This is a genomic window from Streptomyces sp. NPDC052023 (assembly GCF_044548465.1).
In the GTDB taxonomy this organism is placed as follows: Bacteria; Actinomycetota; Actinomycetes; order Streptomycetales; family Streptomycetaceae; genus Streptomyces.
Window position 1 is genome coordinate 1 of the sequence record NZ_JBIUBW010000008.1, and the last position, 17,590, is coordinate 17,590.

The window sequence follows — 17,590 nt, forward strand, 5'->3', positions numbered from 1 at the left end:
TGAACGGGGCTATCCAGGAGGGCTCCGACGCCGTGATCACACCAGACACGACAAGATCATCTCACCCGTGACCAGCAGTTACGGGACAGCCCTTAGCCGCCACGAACTGAAGATCCTTCGACGCACGCTCCGCGTACTGCGACAACGCCAGAGCGACCAGACCACCCTGCGCCTTCTCCCCACCCTCACCCCCGCCACCCTCCGCGGAGATGGTGCCCGCACTCGAAGCCGCCGACGTCAGGTTGTCACCGAACGACTTCCCCAACTTCTCGAAACCCGACGCGGTCTCCCCCGTCGTCTTCAGCACACCCGAAATACCCTGCGGCTTCAGATCCCACCCGGGCACCACACACCCCCGTACCTAGCAACCAGCGATGAGAGACGAAATGACGAGCAATCAGCCGATGTTGTCCACCGCGGACTTCGCCCGCTGCAACGTCGACTGCGCCGTCCCGTCATTCTTCTCCAGCGTCGACTTCAACAACTGGATGATGTTCCGCACCTCCTGCGACGCGTTGTTCCACCGCTGCTCCTTGCCGTGGTACTCATCCGCCACACCATCCGCCGTGAAGTCCGCCATCGCCGCCTTCACCTGCCGATCACGCGCACCGATGACCTCCTCCAAACGGCCGATCACCGTCTGAATGTTCGCCTGCGCATCCGTCGACGCACCCACGTCATACGACCGACGATCCGAACCAGCAGCCATCACACACCACTCCCCGCGAGAAAAAACGAAACGAACCGAAACGAACCGGGCCCGGACCCAGAACCAGGCCTAGCGGAAACGCGCCGCGTCGAAGTTCGCCGCCCCCATCTGCTGCCGCGCGTTGTCACCCTGCTCCTGATCACCCGAGCTGAACGCCGACTCCATACCCGACTGACCACCCAAAATCGCCGACAACGAACCGTTCAACGCCGCCGTGATCTCATCCGCACGCGCCTTGAACTGATCGAACATCGCCCGGCCCGTACCGTTGAACTTCCCCTCCAACGGCTGCGCAGCCTGCACCAACTGACGGATCAACGTCCCCAGATCATCACTCGAACCCCGCGAATCACGCATCAACGACGACAACGTCTGCGCACCCATGTCGAACTTCATGCAGAACTCGCCTCCCCCATCTCGTGTCCTGACGTGGCCATGCTCTTGCGTCCTTCCATGATCGTTCACCGTCCGTCGCATCTGCAACCGCATTGCGTCACAGCCCGGCTACAACGGCGGAATATAACGATCCGGCGTCGGTCGCCGCGACCACCCTTGCCAGCCACCCGTGTAATCGATTCCAATCACCTCTACGCCCATCGATGTAATCGATTCCATGACCACGAGGAGGTGGACCGGCAATGGCGAGCATCAAGGACGTGGCCGCCGCGGCAGGCGTGTCCGTCGCCACGGTCTCGCGCGTGCTGAACGACCATCCGTCGGTCAGCGCGGACGCACGCACGCGGGTGCTGGCCGCCGTCGAGACGCTGGGCTACCGCCCGAACGCCGTCGCCCGTTCCCTGCGCACCGACCAGACCCACACCCTGGGCCTGGTCATCAGCGACGTGCTGAACCCGTACTTCACCGAGCTGGCCCGCTCCGTCGAGGAGGAGGCCCGGGCGCTGGGCTACAGCGTGATCATCGGGAACGCCGACGAGCGGCCCGACCTCCAGGACCACCACGTGCGGAACCTGCTGGACCGCCGTATCGACGGCCTCCTGGTGTCCCCCACCGACGGCGGCTCCCCGCTGATGCTGGACGCCGTGCGCGCGGGCACCCCGATGGTCTTCGTGGACCGGTGGATCCCGGGCGTCGACGTGCCGGTGGTGCGGGCGGACGGTCGGGCCGCCGTGCGTGACCTGGTCGCCCACCTCCACGGCCTCGGGCACCGGCGGCTCGCGATCATCGCGGGGCCGGCGGCCACCACGACCGGGCGGGAACGCGTGGACGCCTTCCGTGAGGCTCTCGGCGCCTACGGGCTGGACCTGCCGGACGCCTACATAGGCCAGGGCGACTTCCAGGCCGACAGCGGGCGCCAGGTCACCGAGGGCTTCCTCGACCTGCCCGAGCCCCCCGAGGTCGTCTTCGCGGCCGACAACCTGATGGCCCTCGGGGCGCTGGACGCCGTACGCGCACGAGGGCTGCGGGTGCCCGACGACCTCGCGCTCGTCGCCTTCGACGACATCCGGTGGTTCGTGCACACCGATCCGCCGATCACCGCCGTCGCCCAGCCCACCGGCGAGCTGGGGCGTGCCGCCGTGCGCGCGCTGGTCGCCCGGATCGAGGGGCGGCCCGGCGAGTCCGTCACCCTCCCCGCCCGTCTGGTCGTACGCCGGTCGTGCGGCGGGCCGGGCACCGGACCGCTCTCCCCCACCTGACGTTCCCTCGCTCTCCCCTCTCTCAAGGACAGGCCCCCTCAGTCCCCTCTCAGCCCCCCCCTCAGCCCCCTCAGTCCCCGTACGAAGGAGTACGTCGTGAGCGACCCGGATGAGTTGCTGCGTATCGAGGGCATCCGCAAGACCTTCCCCGGCGTGGTCGCGCTCGACAGCGTCGACTTCGATCTGCGCCGGGGGGAGGTGCATGTGCTGCTCGGTGAGAACGGGGCCGGCAAGAGCACGCTCATCAAGATGCTCTCCGGTGCCTACACCCCTGACGCCGGGCGGATCCTGGTGGGCGGTGAGCAGGTGCGCATCAACGGTGCGCAGGACTCCGAGCGGCTCGGCATCGCCACCATCTACCAGGAGTTCAATCTCGTTCCCGACCTGTCCGTGGCCGAGAACATCTTTCTCGGGCGGCAGCCCCGGCGCTTCGGGGTGATCGACCGGAAGCGGATGGAGGCCGACGCCGAGGAGCTGCTCGCGCGCGTGGGCGTGCGCGTGTCGCCCCGCGCGCGGGTCCGTGAACTCGGGATCGCGCGGCTCCAGATGGTCGAGATCGCCAAGGCGCTCAGTCTCGACGCGCGGGTGCTCATCATGGACGAGCCGACCGCCGTACTCACCACCGAAGAGGTCGAGAAGCTGTTCGCCATCGTGCGGCAGCTGCGCGCGGACGGCGTCGGGGTCGTGTTCATCACGCATCACCTGGAGGAGATCGCCGCCCTCGGGGACCGCGTGACGGTGATCCGTGACGGCAGGAGCGTCGGGCAGGTGCCCGCCTCGACCGGTGAGGACGAACTCGTACGCCTCATGGTGGGGCGGTCCATCGAGCAGCAGTACCCGCGCGAGCGGGCCGATGCCGGGGCCGCGCTGCTGACCGTCGAGGGGCTCACCCGGGACGGGGTCTTCCACGATGTGAGCTTCGAGGTGCGGGCCGGTGAGGTCGTCGGGATCGCGGGGCTCGTCGGGGCGGGCCGTACGGAGGTCGTACGGGCCGTGTTCGGGGCCGATCCGTACGACAAGGGGGCCGTGAAGGTGGCCGGCGCGGCCGTGCGGCGCCATGACGTCAACGCCGCGATGGCCGCCGGGATCGGGCTGGTGCCGGAGGACCGCAAGGGGCAGGGGCTCGTGCTCGACGCCTCCGTCGAGGAGAACCTCGGGCTCGTGACCCTGCGGTCCGCCACCCGGGCCGGGCTGGTCGACCTCAGGGGGCAGCGTGAGGCCGCCGCGCGGATCGCGAAGCAGCTCGGGGTGCGGATGGCCGGGCTCGGGCAGCATGTGCGCACGCTGTCCGGCGGCAACCAGCAGAAGGTCGTCATCGGCAAATGGCTGCTGGCGAACACCAAGGTGCTGATCCTCGACGAGCCGACGCGCGGGATCGACGTCGGCGCCAAGGTCGAGATCTACCAGCTCATCAACGAACTGACGGCCGCCGGCGCCGCCGTGCTGATGATCTCCAGCGATCTGCCCGAGGTGCTCGGCATGAGCGACCGGGTGCTGGTGATGGCGCAGGGACGGATCGCCGGCGAACTCCCCGCCGGCGAGGCGACCCAGGACACCGTGATGGCCCTCGCCGTCAGTACCCCCGGCACCCCTGCCACGCATGCCACCACCACCGACGCCGGCACCGACGGCGGCACCGACAACGACGGAACGGAGGCCTCCCGTGGCCACTGACACGCTCAAGAGCTCCGCGGGCGCGGGCGGCGCCTCCGGCCCCGGCGGCCTGCGCCGGCTGCTGCTCGACAACGGGGCGCTCACCGCGCTCATCGTCCTCGTCGTCGCGCTGTCGGCGCTGTCCGGGGACTTCCTGACCGCCGACAACCTGCTCAACATCGGCGTCCAGGCCGCCGTCACCGCGATCCTCGCCTTCGGCGTCACCTTCGTGATCGTCTCGGCCGGCATCGACCTGTCGGTGGGTTCGGTGGCGGCGCTGTCGGCCACCGTGCTGGCGTGGAGCGCCACGAGTGAGGGCGTGCCAGTGGTGCTGGCGGTCCTGCTCGCCGTGGCCACCGGCATCGCCTGCGGTCTCGTCAACGGCTTCCTGATCTCGTACGGCAAACTGCCGCCGTTCATCGCGACGCTCGCCATGCTGTCGGTGGCGCGCGGGCTGTCGCTGGTCATCTCGCAGGGCTCGCCCATCGCCTTCCCGGACTCGGTCTCGCACCTCGGTGACACCCTCGGCGGCTGGCTGCCGGTGCCCGTGCTGGTGATGATCGTCATGGGTCTGATCACGGCGTTCGTGCTGGGCCGGACGTACCTCGGACGGTCGATGTACGCGATCGGCGGCAACGAGGAGGCGGCCCGGCTGTCGGGGCTGCGGGTGCAGAAGCAGAAGCTCGCCATCTACGCGCTCTCCGGACTGTTCGCGGCCGCCGCGGGCATCGTGCTCGCCTCCCGGCTGTCCTCCGCGCAGCCGCAGGCCGCGCAGGGGTACGAGCTGGACGCCATCGCGGCCGTCGTCATCGGCGGCGCCTCGCTGGCGGGCGGTACCGGCAAGGCGTCCGGCACGCTGATCGGCGCGCTGATCCTCGCGGTGCTGCGCAACGGCCTCAACCTGCTGTCCGTGTCGGCCTTCTGGCAGCAGGTGGTCATCGGTGTGGTGATCGCGCTGGCCGTGCTGCTCGACACCGTGCGGCGCAAGGCGGGGTCGACCCCGGTGGGTGCCGGTGGGGGCGGCGACAGGCGCAAGCAGGCGGTCACGTATCTGCTCGCCGCCGTGATCGCGGTGGCGGTGGTCGCGGCCACCTCGCTGCTGCACACCGGATCCTCCGGCACGCAGAAGAAGGTCGGGTTGTCGCTGTCCACGCTCAACAACCCCTTCTTCGTGCAGATCCGGGCGGGCGCGGAGGCCGAGGCGAAGAAGCTCGGCGTCGACCTCACCGTCACCGACGCCCAGAACGACGCCTCGCAACAGGCCAACCAGTTGCAGAACTTCACCAGCGAGGGCGTGTCCTCGATCGTCGTCAACCCGGTGGACTCGGACGCGGCAGGCCCGTCGGTGCGGGCCGCCAACCAGGCCGGGATCCCCGTGGTCGCCGTCGACCGGGGCGTCAACAAGGCGAAGACGGCCGCGCTCGTCGCGTCCGACAACGTCGAGGGCGGTGAGCTGGGCGCCAAGGCGCTCGCCGAGAAGCTGGGCGGCAGCGGCACCATCGTGATCCTCCAGGGCCAGGCCGGCACCTCCGCCAGCCGCGAGCGCGGGGCGGGCTTCGCCGAGGGGCTGAAGGACTACCCGGGCATCAAGGTGGTCGCCAAGCAGCCCGCCGACTTCGACCGCACCAAGGGCCTGGACGTCATGACGAACCTGCTCCAGGCGCACCCCGACATCAAGGGGGTGTTCGCGGAGAACGACGAGATGGCGCTCGGCGCGATCAAGGCGCTGGGTTCGAAGGCCGGCAAGTCGGTGCAGGTCGTCGGGTTCGACGGCACGCCGGACGGGCTGAAGGCCGTCGAGAACGGCACGCTGTACGCGTCGGTGGCTCAGCAGCCCCGCGAACTCGGCCGGATCGCCGTGGACAACGCGCTGCGGGCCGCCGACGGCGAGAAGGTGAGCGCGACGGTGAAGGTGCCGGTGAAGGTGGTCACGAAGGAGAACGTGGCCGGCTTCGGCGGCTGAGCGCCGGCCGCCACCGGCCGATGTCCCGCTACGGCTATCAGGGGAGACCTTTCATGTACGACTACGACCTCCTGGTCGTCGGATCGGCCAACGCCGACCTGGTCATCGGGGTCGAACGGCGGCCGGGCGCCGGGGAGACGGTGCTCGGGTCCGACCTGGCCGTCCATCCCGGCGGCAAGGGCGCCAACCAGGCCGTCGCCGCGGCCCGGCTGGGGGCCCGTACGGCCCTGCTGGCCCGGGTCGGTGACGACGCGCACGGCCGGCTGCTGCTCGACTCGCAGCGGGCGGCCGGTGTCGACACGGCGGGCGTGCTGGCCGGCGGGGCGCCGACCGGTGTCGCGCTGATCACCGTCGACCCGTCGGGCGACAACAGCATCGTGGTGTCGCCGGGGGCGAACGGCAGGCTCACGCCGCAGGACGTGCGCTCGGCGGGCGGCCTCCTCCAGGCCTCCCGGGTCGTCTCGGCGCAGCTGGAGATCCCCCTGGAGTCGGTGGTGGAGGTGGTGCGGAGCCTGGCGCCCGGCAGCCGCTTCGTGCTGAACCCCTCGCCGCCGCGGCCGTTGCCCGCCGAGGTGCTGGCGGCGTGCGACCCGCTGATCGTCAACGAGCACGAGGCGAAGGTGATCCTCGATGACACGCCCGCCGGTGCGGCACCCGCCGACTGGGCGCGGGCGCTGCTGGCCCGCGGGCCGCGATCGGTGGTCGTGACGCTGGGCGCGCAGGGCGCGCTGGTCGCGTCCGCGGACGGGGTGGCGCAGGTGCCGTCGGTGGAGGTGGAGGCCGTCGACACGACCGGGGCGGGCGACGCCTTCACGGCGGCGCTGGCCTGGCGGCTGGGCCAGGGGGACGCGCTCACCGAGGCCGCGGCGTACGCGGCGCGGGTCGGCGCGGCGGCGGTGACGAAGGCGGGGGCGCAGGAGTCGTACCCGACGCCGGAAGAGGTCGCCGCGCTGTGAAGAAGGCCGGGATCCTGAACCGTCATCTCGCCGGTGCGATCGCCGAGCTGGGGCACGGGGACGGGGTGCTCGTGTGCGACGCGGGGATGCCGGTGCCCGTCGGGCCGCGCGTCGTCGACCTGTCCTTCCGGGCCGGCGTGCCCTCGTTCGCCGAGGTGCTGGACGGCCTGCTGGCCGAGCTGGTCGTGGAGGGCGCGACCGCGGCCACGGAGGTACGGCGGGCCAATGCGGCGGTGGCAGCGCTGCTGGACGCGCGTTTCCCGGAGCTCGGCCTCGTCTCCCACGAGCGGCTCAAGGAGCTGTCGGGGGGCGCGCGGTTGATCGTACGCACCGGGGAGGCGACGCCGTACGCGAATGTGCTGCTGCGGTGCGGGGTGTTCTTCTGACCCTGCCGCCCTGCCGGCGCGCGTGGAGGGGGCCGGTCGACGGACCGGCCCCCTCGGCTTTCCCCTCCCGTCAGAACCCCCCGCGATCCCCCCGGATCCCCCCAGATTCCCCCCACGGAAGCTCTGACTCCAAGTACGACCCACGAAGGCCGGGGAGGGTTGCGTCCTGGGGCCGAAATTTCCTGCCGGGTTCTTACGGGGGCCGCCGGCCTCAGCGGCGCAGGGCGGTAGCCCGGTCGATACGCGACAGTTTCTCGGGGTTGCGCACGGCGTAGAGGCCGGTGATGAGGCCGTCGTCGACGCGTACCGCCACGACGGTGTCGATCTCGCCGTCGAGCTGGAGGAAGAGCCCCGGGTGGCCGTTGACCTCCGCCGGCCGCAGCCGAGCCACGCCCGGGACCCTGCCCAGCCCGCCGATCATCAGGCGGGCCACCTTGCCGGCCCCGACGACGGGCCGCGGGATCGCCTGCTTGAGCCCGCCGCCGTCGCCCACCAGGACGACGTCCGGCGCGAGAATGCCGAGCAGGCCCTGCAGGTCGCCGGTCTCGACCGCCCGCCGGAACGCGTCGAGCGCCTCCCGGGTCTCGGCCGGGGAGACGACTCCGCGGGGCCTGCGGGCCGCGACGTGCGCCCGGGCCCGGTGGGCGATCTGGCGGACCGCTGCCGGAGTCTTGCCGACGGCCTCGGCGATCTCGCCGTGTCCGAGGTCGAACACCTCGCGCAGCACGAACACCGCCCGCTCGGTCGGGGTGAGCGTCTCCAGCACCAGCAGCATCGCCATCGAGACACTGTCGGCCAGTTCGACGTCCTCGGCCACGTCCGGGGTGGTCAGCAGCGGCTCGGGCAGCCAGGAACCGACGTAGGACTCCTTACGGCGGCCGAGGGTCCGCAGCCTGCTCAGCGACTGGCGCGTGGTGATCCGGACCAGGTACGCCCGCCGGTCGCGCACCGCGGCGAGATCGACGCCCGCCCATCGCAGCCAGGTCTCCTGCAGGACGTCCTCGGCGTCGGCGGCCGAGCCGAGCATCTCGTAGGCGACCGTGAACAGCAGGTTGCGATGGGCCACGAAGGTCTCGGTGGCGGCGTCCGCGCGTCCCTCGCCCGCGTCCTCGCGGGACGTGTCCCTGTTGCGTTCGATGTTCAACCGGCTGCTCCTGTCCGTCCGCCGACGAAGGTTCCTTTCGCGCACCAGACGCCGGTCCGCGCCGGTGTGTGACACCCACTCCGGGTGGCGCACGTCACAACGTCCTCCCGTCACAGGGGCGGGTTCGCCGGCATCTCGTGTTCGTCCGACGCGACAGACGAGTGAGGACGAGGTCATGGACGTTCGATTCAACCTGTTCGAGAACCAGCTCGCCGCCCGGTTCGCCAAGCGGTTCGCCGGCGCGGGTCTGGTGATCCACCAGTCGACGCTGCCGAGGTCGACGCAGGAACTGGTGTCCCTGCGTGCCAGCCAGATCAACGGCTGCGGTCACTGCATCGACATGCACACCAAGGAGGCGGCGGCGGCCGGTGAGTCCGCGGTGCGGCTCAACCTGGTCGCCGCCTGGCGCGAGTCCACCGTGTTCACCGAGGCCGAGCAGGCCGCGCTGGCGCTCGCCGAGGAGGGCACCCGGCTCGCCGACGCCGCGTCCGGGGTGTCCGACGAGACCTGGGCCCTGGCGCGCAAGCACTACGACGACGACCAGCTCGCGGCGCTGGTGGCGCTGGTCGCATTGATCAACGCGGCCAACCGGCTCGCGGTGATCGTGCACCAGCCGGGCGGTTCCTACGAGGCCGGGCAGTTCACCGCCGCGCTCGGCAGCTGACCGGCGGCCGGAGTCCGGCGCCGGCGCACTCCGCCTCGGCCGGGCTCCGCCCGCGGCACGGAGCCGGGACGTCAGGGGCGCACGGCGTCACCGGGCCGGGAGGTCACGTGCGTCACGAACCTCCCGGCCGTCTCCGCGAGGACCTCCCGCCCGTCCCGTGCCCACAGCGCGTCGTTGAACAGTTCCACCTCGATCGGCCCCGTGTACCCGGCCGCCTCGACGTACCCCTTCCACTCCCGCATGTCGATCGTGCCGTCGCCGAGCTGCCCGCGCCCGTTCAGGACTCCCTCCGGCAACGGGGTGGTCCAGTCGGCGAGCTGGAAGCTGTGGATGCGGCCCGCGGCGCCCGCGCGGGCGATCTGCCGGGGCGCCGTGTCGTCCCACCAGACGTGGTACGTGTCGACGGTGATGCCGACCTGGTGCGCGGGGAAGCGTTCGGCGAGGTCGAGGGCCTGCGCGAGGGTGGAGACCACGCAGCGGTCGGCGGCGTACATCGGGTGGAGGGGCTCGATCGCGAGGCGTACGCCGTGCCGCTGCGCGTACGGGCCCAGTTCCGCGAGCGCGTCCGCGACGCGCTCGCGGGCGCCGCGCAGGTCCTTCGAGCCCGCCGGCAGGCCTCCCGAGACCAGGACCAGGGTGTCCGTGCCGAGGGTCGCCGCCTCCTCGACCGCACGGCGGTTGCCGGCGAGGGCGCGTGCCCGCTCCTGCGGGTCGATCGCGGTGAAGAAGCCGCCGCGGCACAACGTCGTGACCGTCAGTCCCGCGTCCCGGACCAGCTCGGCGGTCGCCGCCAGGCCGTGCGCATGGACCGGGTCGCGCCACAGGCCCACTCCCGGCACCCCCAACTGCACGCAGGCCGCGACGAGTTCGGGCATCGAGAGCTGCCTCACGGTCATCTGATTGATGCTGAGACGCTCCAGAGCGGCGCTCACTTCGTCACCCCGTACAGCGCGAGCAGGGTCCTCATCCGGTCCTCCGCCAGCTGCGGGTCGGGGAACAGGCCCAGCCCGTCCGCGAGTTCGTAGGCGCGGGCGAGGTGCGGCAGGGAACGGGCCGACTGGAGGCCGCCGGCCATGGTGAAGTGCGACTGGTGGCCGGCCAGCCAGGCCAGCAGGACCACGCCGGTCTTGTAGAAGCGGGTCGGGGCCTGGAAGAGGTGACGCGACAGCTCGACCGTGGGGTCGAGCAGCGCGCGGAAACCGCTTGCGTCCCCCGTCTCCAGGACCCGTACCGCCTGCGCCGCCAGCGGCCCCAGCGGGTCGAAGATGCCGAGCAGGGCGTGACTGAAGCCCTGGTCGTCGCCCGCGATCAGTTCGGGGTAGTGGAAGTCGTCGCCGGTGTAGCAGCGGACGCCCTTCGGGAGCCGCCGGCGCAGGTCCGTCTCACGCCGGGCGTCCAGGAGGGAGATCTTGACGCCGTCCACCTTGCCGGGGTGGGCCGCGACGACCTCCAGGAGGACGTCCGTGGCCACGTCGAGGTCCGGTGAACCCCAGTAGCCCTCCAGCGCCGGGTCGAACATCGGGCCGAGCCAGTGCAGGATCACCGGGTCGGCGGACTGGCGCAGCAGGTGGCCGTACACCTCCAGGTAGTCCTCCGGGCCCGTCGCGGCGGCGGCGAGGGCCCGGGAGGCCATCAGGATGGCCTGGGCGCCGGATCGCTCGGTCAGCGCGAGTTGCTCCTCGTAGGCCGCCCGGATTTCCGCGAGGGTGCCCGAGGTGAGCTGGTCCGTGCCCACGCCGCAGGCGATCCGGCCACCGACGGCCTTCGCCTCCGCCGCCGACCGGCGGATCAGCTCCGCCGCGCCCGCCCAGTCCAGGCCCATGCCGCGCTGGGCCGTGTCCATCGCCTCGGCGACACCCAGCCCGTGCGACCACAGATGGCGGCGGAAGGCGAGCGTGGTGTCCCAGTCGATCGCGGCGGGCGAGTCCGGGGTGACGTCGGCGAACGGGTCGGCGACGACATGGGCGGCGGCGAAGACCGTACGGCAGGACAAGCCCGTGCCGGGAGTGACGGCCAGGGGTTCGCGGCGGGGCTCGTAGGTGCGCAGGTCCCCGTGGGCGTCCGGGAGCCGGATGGTCACAGCGAGAGCTCCGGTACGTCGACACGGCGTCCCTCGGCCGAGGATTTCAGGCCCAGTTCGGCGAGCTGCACGCCGCGGGCGCCGGCCAGCAGGTCCCAGTGGTAGGGGGCGTCGGCGTGGACGTGGCGCAGGAACAGTTCCCACTGGGCCTTGAACCCGTTGTCGAACTCGGCGTTGTCCGGCACCTGCTGCCACTGGTCGCGGAAGGCGTAGGTGGCCGGGATGTCGGGGTTCCACACCGGCTTGGGGGTGGCGCCGCGGTGCTGCACACGGCAGTCGCGCAGGCCCGCGACCGCCGAACCCTCCGTGCCGTCCACCTGGAACTCGACCAGTTCGTCGCGGTGCACGCGCACGGCCCAGGAGGAGTTGATCTGGGCGACGGCGCCGCCTTCGAGTTCGAAGATGCCGTACGCGGCGTCGTCGGCGGTGGCGTCGTAGGGCTTGCCCCTCTCGTCCCAGCGCTGCGGGACATGGGTGGTGGCGAGGGCCTGGACGGACTTCACCCGGCCGAAGAGTTCGTGCAGGACGTACTCCCAGTGCGGGAACATGTCGACGACGATGCCCCCGCCGTCCTCGGCGCGGTAGTTCCAGGACGGGCGCTGGGCGGGCTGCCAGTCGCCCTCGAAGACCCAGTAGCCGAACTCGCCGCGCACGGACAGGATGCGGCCGAAGAAGCCGCCGTCGACGAGCCGCTTCAGCTTCAGCAGGCCCGGCAGGAACAGCTTGTCCTGGACCACGCCGTGCTTGATGCCCGCCGCCCGGGCGAGGCGGGCCAGCTCCAGTGCGCCGTCGAGCCCGGTGGCCGTCGGCTTCTCCGTGTAGACGTGCTTGCCGGCCGCGATCGCCTTCCTGAGTGCCGCCTCGCGGGCGGAGGTGACCTGGGCGTCGAAGTAGATGTCGACGGACGGGTCGGCGAGGACCGCGTCGAGGTCGGTGGAGAAGTACTCCAGGCCGTGCCGTTCGGCGATCGCCCGCAGGGCGTGCTCGCGGCGGCCGACGAGGACGGGTTCGGGCCACAGCACGGTGCCGTCGCCGAGGTCGAGGCCGCCCTCTTCCCGCAGGGCCAGAAGGGAGCGGACGAGGTGCTGGCGACAGCCCATGCGCCCGGTCACGCCGTTCATGGCGATACGCACCGTCTTGCGGTTCACGTGGGTCCCTCTCGCTGTGCTGTGGCTGGTAGGCAGTGAGGCAGTGCAGCAAGCGCTTTCTACACGGAGAAGCTAACCTCTGGGCAGGGGTCCGGACAAGGGTGTGACCGTCTTGAGTTGTTCGAGGGGGCGAACAACGTGAGGCGGTGGCCTTATGGTCAACGCGGAATCACAGGATGCGCTACCGGAGGACGACATGACGGTGACCCTGGCGGACGTGGCGGCCCGCGCCCAGGTCTCCCCCGCGACGGTGTCGCGCGTGCTGAACGGGAACTATCCGGTCGCCGCCTCCACCCGCGAGCGGGTGCTCAAGGCGGTAGACGAGCTGGACTACGTCCTCAACGGGCCCGCCAGCTCGCTCGCCGCCGCCACGTCCGACCTGGTCGGCATCCTGGTCAACGACATCGCCGACCCCTTCTTCGGGATCATGGCGAGCGCGATCCAGTCGGAGATCGGCGGCCCCGGCGGCAGAGCCGGCGGGGAACGGCTCGCGGTCGTCTGCAACACCGGCGGCTCCCCCGAGCGCGAGCTGACGTATCTGACCCTGCTGCAGCGGCAGCGCGCCGCCGCCGTCGTCGTCACCGGTGGCGCGGTGGAGGACACCGCGCACGTGGCCGCCGTGTCGGCGAAGCTGCGGAAGCTGACCGACGCCGGGACGCGGGTCGTGCTGTGCGGGCGGCCGCCGGTGCCGGAGACCCGGGCAGTGGCGCTGGCCTTCGAGAACCGGGCCGGCGGGCGGCAGTTGACGGAGCATCTGATCGGGCTCGGGCACCGCCGGCTCGGCTACATCGCCGGGCCGCAGGAGCGGACCACCACCCGGCACCGGCTGGAGGGGCACCGGGCCGCGCTGGAGGCCGCGGGCATCCCGGACGACCCGGACCGGACGGTCCACGGCCGCTACGACCGCCGGTCCGGCTACGAGGCCACGCTGGAACTGCTGCGCCGCGATCCGTCCCTCACGGCCGTGGTGGCCGCGAACGACTCCGTGGCGCTGGGGGCCTGTGCCGCACTGCGGGAGTCGGGGCGCCGGATACCGGAGGACGTCTCGGTCGCCGGCTTCGACGACCTGCCCTTCAGCATCGACGCGGTGCCCGCGCTGACGACGGTCCGGCTGCCGCTGGCGGAGGCGGGGGCACGGGCGGGACGGATCGCGATGGGACGCGAGGAGCCACCACCGGGTGGGATCGCCACGGTGCGGGGGGAGCTGATGGTGCGGGGGTCGACGGCGGCACCCCGGGGGTGAGGGGCGAGCTGAGCCGCGCAGGCGCAGGAAGGCCGCCGGGGGAGCCCTGACCGTCCCACCAGGGCACCGGGCACGTGAGGGCGGCGCGGGCCCTGGTCTCAGGACGGCAGGCGATGGGTCACGTGGGACACCGAACTCGCGGCGCGCGACGAAGGCGCCCGATCACCCGACTTCGGCTACGCCGGTGGCCGCCAGGATGCCGATGACGACGAGGAAGACACCGACGATCAGCGGCCCCATGCGCACGGTGGATTCGCCCGCCGCGGCGTTGGCGCGGCCGAAGGCGTCGCGCCGGCTCGTGGCAGCACGCGCGAACTTCCTGCTGTACAGGATGAGGGCCGTGCCGGCGAGGATGCCGAACACAGAAAGAAAGATCCTCACTGTTTCCTCCCGGGTCTCAACGGGAGAGCGTGTGCCGGCCCGTCCGCAACCAGGTCGGGACGGGCCGGGTCGGACACACGCTCACGGCTTACGGACTTGACTCAGAACTGGATCTGCAGCCCTCCGCTGCACGTCGGTGTGGACGCGTACGTTCCCAGCCCCCCTCCGCCGCTGACCGTCGGGGAGCCGCTCGGGCTGCCACCGATCTGGCCTCCCAGCGAGCCGTATCCGGCAGCACAGTTGCCGTAGGCCGACGGCCCCGCGTCCGCTCCGCCGGTCGATCCCTCGAAGCCGCCGCCCACCCCGGGGAGCCCTACGCCGATCTTCAGGAAGGGTCCGCTGTTCCCGGAGTCGTCCTTGGAGTATCCGCCGCCCAGGCAGACCCAGAAGCACACCTCGCCACCCAGTTGCCAGCTCCACAGACCGGTCGGATCGATGCGGTTGACGGGGTCGCCCTCGGCGTACAGGTAGGGGTTCTTCTCCTGGCCCGAGGGGTCGGGCTGGGTGAAGCGGCCGATGTCGGCGTCGTAGTAGCGGGCTTCGAAGTGGTAGAGGCCGGTGGGGTCCTGGTAGCCGCCGGCGAAGCGGTAGGGCTGGGCGACCGGCTCGGACGACTGGGCCGGCAGGCGCACGCCGCGAGGGCTGTAGGCGTAGGTGTTGACCTTGTTGCCGTCCGCGTCCGCCAGGGCGACCACGCTGCCGATGGCGTCCGTGAGGTAGAAGTACGTCTTGCCCCCGGTCGTCATGGAGTTCAGCGTGCCCCCGGGTTCGCGGTTGAAGCCCGTGTCCACGCCGGCGGTTGTCTTCGCCGACAGGCCGAGCGGGCCATTGTGGAAGAAGGTGTCACCGAGCTTGACGCGCTCGCTCTGGTCGGTGGAGCCGTACTGGCCCGCGTACGTCTTCCCGCCCACAGTGATCGACGTCAGCTGGGAGTGGTCGGTGTACGACTCCCCCGTGCGGGCGTAGTCGTCGGTGGAGGCACCGGCGGTCTCGTTGCCGATTGCGTCGTAGGACCAGGGGCCGCTCGTGGTGGACTTGGCGGTCAGCTGGTGGGCGTCGTTATAGGTGTAGGTGGTGCCGCGCGGGCAGCCCTGCTCGGTGCCCTGGGAGGTGAGGTTGCCGGCCAGGTCGTAGCAGTACTGCCAGGAGTCCGTGACCGCCCCGGCCTTCTCCTCCTTGGCGTAGGAGAAGCGGCCCGCCCCGTCGTAGAGGTACGTGCGCTTGGTGCCCCGGACGTGGTCCGTGCTGGTACGGATCTTGGTGCCGTCGGTGGCGGCGTTCGTGCCGTAGCCGTAGGTGTAGGCCAGGTCCACCAGGGTGCCCTGCGGTGAGGTCGCCTTGATGGCCTTGGGGCGGCTGGATTTGTCGACGTCGACCTTCTGCACCGTTCCGCCGGGATACGTCGTCGTGGTGCGGACGTCGTTGTTGTTGTACTGGTACGTCGTCACGCGGCCCTGCGGGTCCTTCAGCTCGGAGAGCCTGTTGACCTCGTTCCAGGTGTAGTCGACCGTGCCGGCCGGGTCCTGGTAGTAGTCGACGTTGCCGGCCGGGGTGTAGGCGAGCAGGGTCTGGGAGCCGTCCTGGAGATGGCGGACCGTCTCTCGCTGGAGCGGGTCGAACTCGTACTTGACCGTGCCGGTGCCGTCCGAGCGCTGGACCAGGTTGCCGTCACCGTCGTACCAGTACTCGACCTTCACGGTGTGGGGTGAGGTGACGGTGCGGATGCGGTCGAGGTTGTCGTAGGTGTACGTCTTGGTGATGCCGCGGGCGTCCGTGGCCGTCCTGGTGCGGCCCAGGTCGTCGTAGGTGTAGGTCGTTTTCGCCAGCGGCGCCGGGGGCTTGACCCACTCCAGGTTGCCCTTGGCGTCGTAGTGGAAGTCGGTGACGACGGTCTTCGTCGAGGTCACCTTCGTCTTCGCCTTGCAGCGCTGGCCCTCGAAGCCGCCGCACGTCGGGGTCGCGGGGTTGTAGTCGAAGGAGACGTTGCCGCCACCGGTGCCGGTCTGCGCCACCGAGGTGGTGTTGCCGGCCGCGTCGTAGGTGAAGCTGGTCTTCTGCCCGTCGGCGTCGGTGGAGTCCTTCGGCACGTCACCGCCGGCGATGGTCTGCCAGGAGTTGACCGTCCTGCCACCGGTGGGCATGGTGACGGTTTCCAGGTTGTTGCGGGCGTTGAAGCCGTAGTCGGTGACGTTGCCCGGCGTGGTGCCCGAGCCCATCGCGTCGGCTGCGCTGTCGATGTTGTTGTTGGCGTCGAACTTCGTCGACCGCTTGCGCTCCAGCGCGTCGAACACCTCGGTGACCCGGCCGTCGCCGTCGTGCAGGTACTTCGTGGCGTGCAGTTCCGGGTCCTTGGCCGTGGTCGTGCCCGCCGCGATGGGCGAGCTCGCCGTGTAACTGTAGGTCCAGGTCGGGCCGGTGTGGCCGTCGCTGTGGAAGCTGGTGCCGCGGAGCATGGAGGTGACGCGGTTGGTGCCGTCGTAGGTGAAGACGGTGACGCGGCCCTCGGCGGTGGTGATCTTGTCGATGCGGCCGGAGGAGTCGTAGCGGAAGCTGACCGTCTTGCCCTCGGTGTCGGTGGTGCCGGTCAGGTTGCCGTTCGCGTCGAGGTGGTACACGGCGGTGCGGCCGGTGTTGTCCTTGGCCTGCCACTGCGACGGATAGGTCTTGTAGAGGTCGATCCAGCGGCCCGAGCGGGTCTCGGTGAGCTTGAAGCCCTTGTTCTCGCCGTTCTCGTCGTGCTGGGTGACGGTGATCGCGCCCTTGTTGCGGTCGGTCACCTTCGTCAGGGTCCCGTACTGGTTGTAGGTCTCCTTCGCGCCCGACTTCCACTTCGTCAGGGTGTAGGTGCCGTCCGCGTTCTTCTTCAGGTCCTGCGAGTAGCCCTTCGGCGTGGTGAAGGAACCGTCGGCGTTCTTGGTGAAGCGGACGGTCGCCCCGGAGGCGTCGTAGAAGACCACCTCGGTGGAGGAGATCGACAGGTAGCGCTCGTACTGCTGCCACCAGCGCTGCGACACACGGCCCCACGGGGCGTCCAGCGAGTTGTACGTCCGCGCCAGTTGCAGGCGCCGGCCGACGCCGGCGATGTCGAAGTCCGTCGCCGTCAGCATCAGGTTGCCGGTCGAGTAGTCGATCTTCGCGGTCAGCGCGTCCGTGATCGCGAAGCTGGTGGAGCGGTGCCAGGGCACATCGCCCTGGCCCTCCGGAACCACATCGGCCACCGAGGCACCCGCCGCCGGGGCACTCCGCGTGGCAGCCGGCTGGGACTTCACCGGCCGGTTCGCCCCGACCTTCACCGCCGGCATCTCGAAGTCCGGACTGTCCCTGCCCCACACCGACATGGGCTTGTCGTCGGCCGCGACAGCGGTCGAGGCGGGGAGCACCGAGGCGGACAGTGCGGCCGATGTGAGCGCCGCGAGGGCGATACCCGTAGCTGATCTCTTGCGGCCACGCCGAAACGGCGTGCCGAAGACACGTGGACGCATGACTTCCCCCCACAGGAAGACAGACCCCGGAGACCCCAGTGGTCACCAGGCGCCCACAACGTTTCACGCGAATCGCACAAAGGTCCGCGTCGTTCCCGCGAACTCGCGGATCATTCGGCCAGGAAT

Annotated in this window: 16 protein-coding genes; 7 read left to right on the forward strand and 9 right to left on the reverse strand. The window is 70.8% G+C overall.

Annotated elements, in window-relative coordinates; all coding sequences use genetic code 11:
- Window positions 1–61: 61 nt before the first annotated feature.
- The 3 genes from ACIHCM_RS18055 to ACIHCM_RS18065 form a co-directional block, all read right to left on the reverse strand.
- A complete protein-coding gene (locus tag ACIHCM_RS18055) occupies window positions 62–349 on the reverse strand; it encodes a DUF6507 family protein (RefSeq protein WP_399896448.1) in 288 nt (95 codons plus the stop codon).
- 48 nt (window positions 350–397) lie between these two features.
- Window positions 398–709 (reverse strand): pore-forming ESAT-6 family protein, encoded by a 312-nt coding sequence (locus ACIHCM_RS18060; RefSeq protein WP_399896451.1) that lies wholly within the window; start codon window positions 707–709, stop codon window positions 398–400.
- Between the two features lie 69 nt (window positions 710–778).
- Window positions 779–1,105 (reverse strand): hypothetical protein, encoded by a 327-nt coding sequence (locus ACIHCM_RS18065; protein WP_399896454.1) that lies wholly within the window; start codon window positions 1,103–1,105, stop codon window positions 779–781.
- 242 nt (window positions 1,106–1,347) lie between these two features.
- Here ACIHCM_RS18065 and ACIHCM_RS18070 point away from each other — a divergent pair, with 242 nt between their 5' ends.
- The 5 genes from ACIHCM_RS18070 (at window position 1,348) to rbsD (ending at window position 7,322) form a co-directional block, all read left to right on the forward strand.
- Window positions 1,348–2,364 carry a LacI family DNA-binding transcriptional regulator gene (locus ACIHCM_RS18070; RefSeq protein ID WP_399896457.1) on the forward strand — a complete coding sequence of 339 codons (1,017 nt, stop codon included), beginning with the start codon at window positions 1,348–1,350 and terminating at the stop codon, window positions 2,362–2,364.
- A 96-nt stretch (window positions 2,365–2,460) separates the two neighbouring features.
- The gene (locus tag ACIHCM_RS18075) at window positions 2,461–4,038 is read left to right on the forward strand and encodes a sugar ABC transporter ATP-binding protein (protein ID WP_399896460.1); all 1,578 of its coding nucleotides are present in this window, start codon (window positions 2,461–2,463) and stop codon (window positions 4,036–4,038) included.
- Complete coding sequence (locus tag ACIHCM_RS18080; protein WP_399896463.1) at window positions 4,028–5,980, forward strand: substrate-binding domain-containing protein; 1,953 nt, start codon at window positions 4,028–4,030, stop codon at window positions 5,978–5,980. Before ACIHCM_RS18075 ends, ACIHCM_RS18080 begins: the two co-directional genes overlap by 11 nt.
- A 53-nt stretch (window positions 5,981–6,033) precedes the next feature.
- On the forward strand, window positions 6,034–6,936 hold the full coding sequence (locus ACIHCM_RS18085) for a ribokinase (protein ID WP_399896466.1): 903 nt from the start codon (window positions 6,034–6,036) through the stop codon (window positions 6,934–6,936).
- Window positions 6,933–7,322: a D-ribose pyranase gene (gene rbsD, locus ACIHCM_RS18090; RefSeq protein WP_399896469.1), complete on the forward strand. Its 390-nt coding sequence runs from the start codon at window positions 6,933–6,935 to the stop codon at window positions 7,320–7,322. The genes ACIHCM_RS18085 and rbsD overlap by 4 nt, the downstream gene beginning before the upstream one ends.
- 211 nt (window positions 7,323–7,533) lie before the next feature.
- On the opposite strand, the gene ACIHCM_RS18095 is transcribed toward rbsD, so the two are convergent.
- Entirely contained in the window at window positions 7,534–8,466 is a 933-nt protein-coding gene (locus ACIHCM_RS18095; RefSeq protein WP_399896472.1) for an RNA polymerase sigma-70 factor, read from the reverse strand.
- 175 nt (window positions 8,467–8,641) lie between these two features.
- Between ACIHCM_RS18095 and ACIHCM_RS18100 the strand changes: the two genes are divergently transcribed.
- Window positions 8,642–9,130: a carboxymuconolactone decarboxylase family protein gene (locus ACIHCM_RS18100; protein WP_399896475.1), complete on the forward strand. Its 489-nt coding sequence runs from the start codon at window positions 8,642–8,644 to the stop codon at window positions 9,128–9,130.
- A gap of 71 nt (window positions 9,131–9,201) precedes the next feature.
- On the opposite strand, the gene ACIHCM_RS18105 is transcribed toward ACIHCM_RS18100, so the two are convergent.
- From ACIHCM_RS18105 to ACIHCM_RS18115, 3 genes are read right to left on the reverse strand one after another with little or no spacing between them, the layout of a single operon-like run.
- Complete coding sequence (locus ACIHCM_RS18105) at window positions 9,202–10,026, reverse strand: sugar phosphate isomerase/epimerase family protein (protein ID WP_399896478.1); 825 nt, start codon at window positions 10,024–10,026, stop codon at window positions 9,202–9,204.
- Window positions 10,027–10,058: 32 nt separating this feature from the next.
- The gene (locus tag ACIHCM_RS18110; RefSeq protein WP_399896481.1) at window positions 10,059–11,210 is read right to left on the reverse strand and encodes a dihydrodipicolinate synthase family protein; all 1,152 of its coding nucleotides are present in this window, start codon (window positions 11,208–11,210) and stop codon (window positions 10,059–10,061) included.
- The gene (locus ACIHCM_RS18115; protein ID WP_399896484.1) at window positions 11,207–12,358 is read right to left on the reverse strand and encodes a Gfo/Idh/MocA family protein; all 1,152 of its coding nucleotides are present in this window, start codon (window positions 12,356–12,358) and stop codon (window positions 11,207–11,209) included. The genes ACIHCM_RS18110 and ACIHCM_RS18115 overlap by 4 nt, the downstream gene beginning before the upstream one ends.
- A 196-nt stretch (window positions 12,359–12,554) precedes the next feature.
- Here ACIHCM_RS18115 and ACIHCM_RS18120 point away from each other — a divergent pair, with 196 nt between their 5' ends.
- Entirely contained in the window at window positions 12,555–13,601 is a 1,047-nt protein-coding gene (locus ACIHCM_RS18120; RefSeq protein ID WP_399896487.1) for a LacI family DNA-binding transcriptional regulator, read from the forward strand.
- A 162-nt stretch (window positions 13,602–13,763) separates the two neighbouring features.
- Here ACIHCM_RS18120 and ACIHCM_RS18125 read toward each other — a convergent pair whose 3' ends face one another.
- Window positions 13,764–13,964 (reverse strand): hypothetical protein, encoded by a 201-nt coding sequence (locus ACIHCM_RS18125; RefSeq protein ID WP_399896490.1) that lies wholly within the window; start codon window positions 13,962–13,964, stop codon window positions 13,764–13,766.
- A gap of 119 nt (window positions 13,965–14,083) precedes the next feature.
- Window positions 14,084–17,464, reverse strand: a complete 3,381-nt coding sequence (locus ACIHCM_RS18130; RefSeq protein WP_399896493.1) for an RHS repeat-associated core domain-containing protein — start codon at window positions 17,462–17,464, stop codon at window positions 14,084–14,086.
- Window positions 17,465–17,590: the final 126 nt, after the last annotated feature.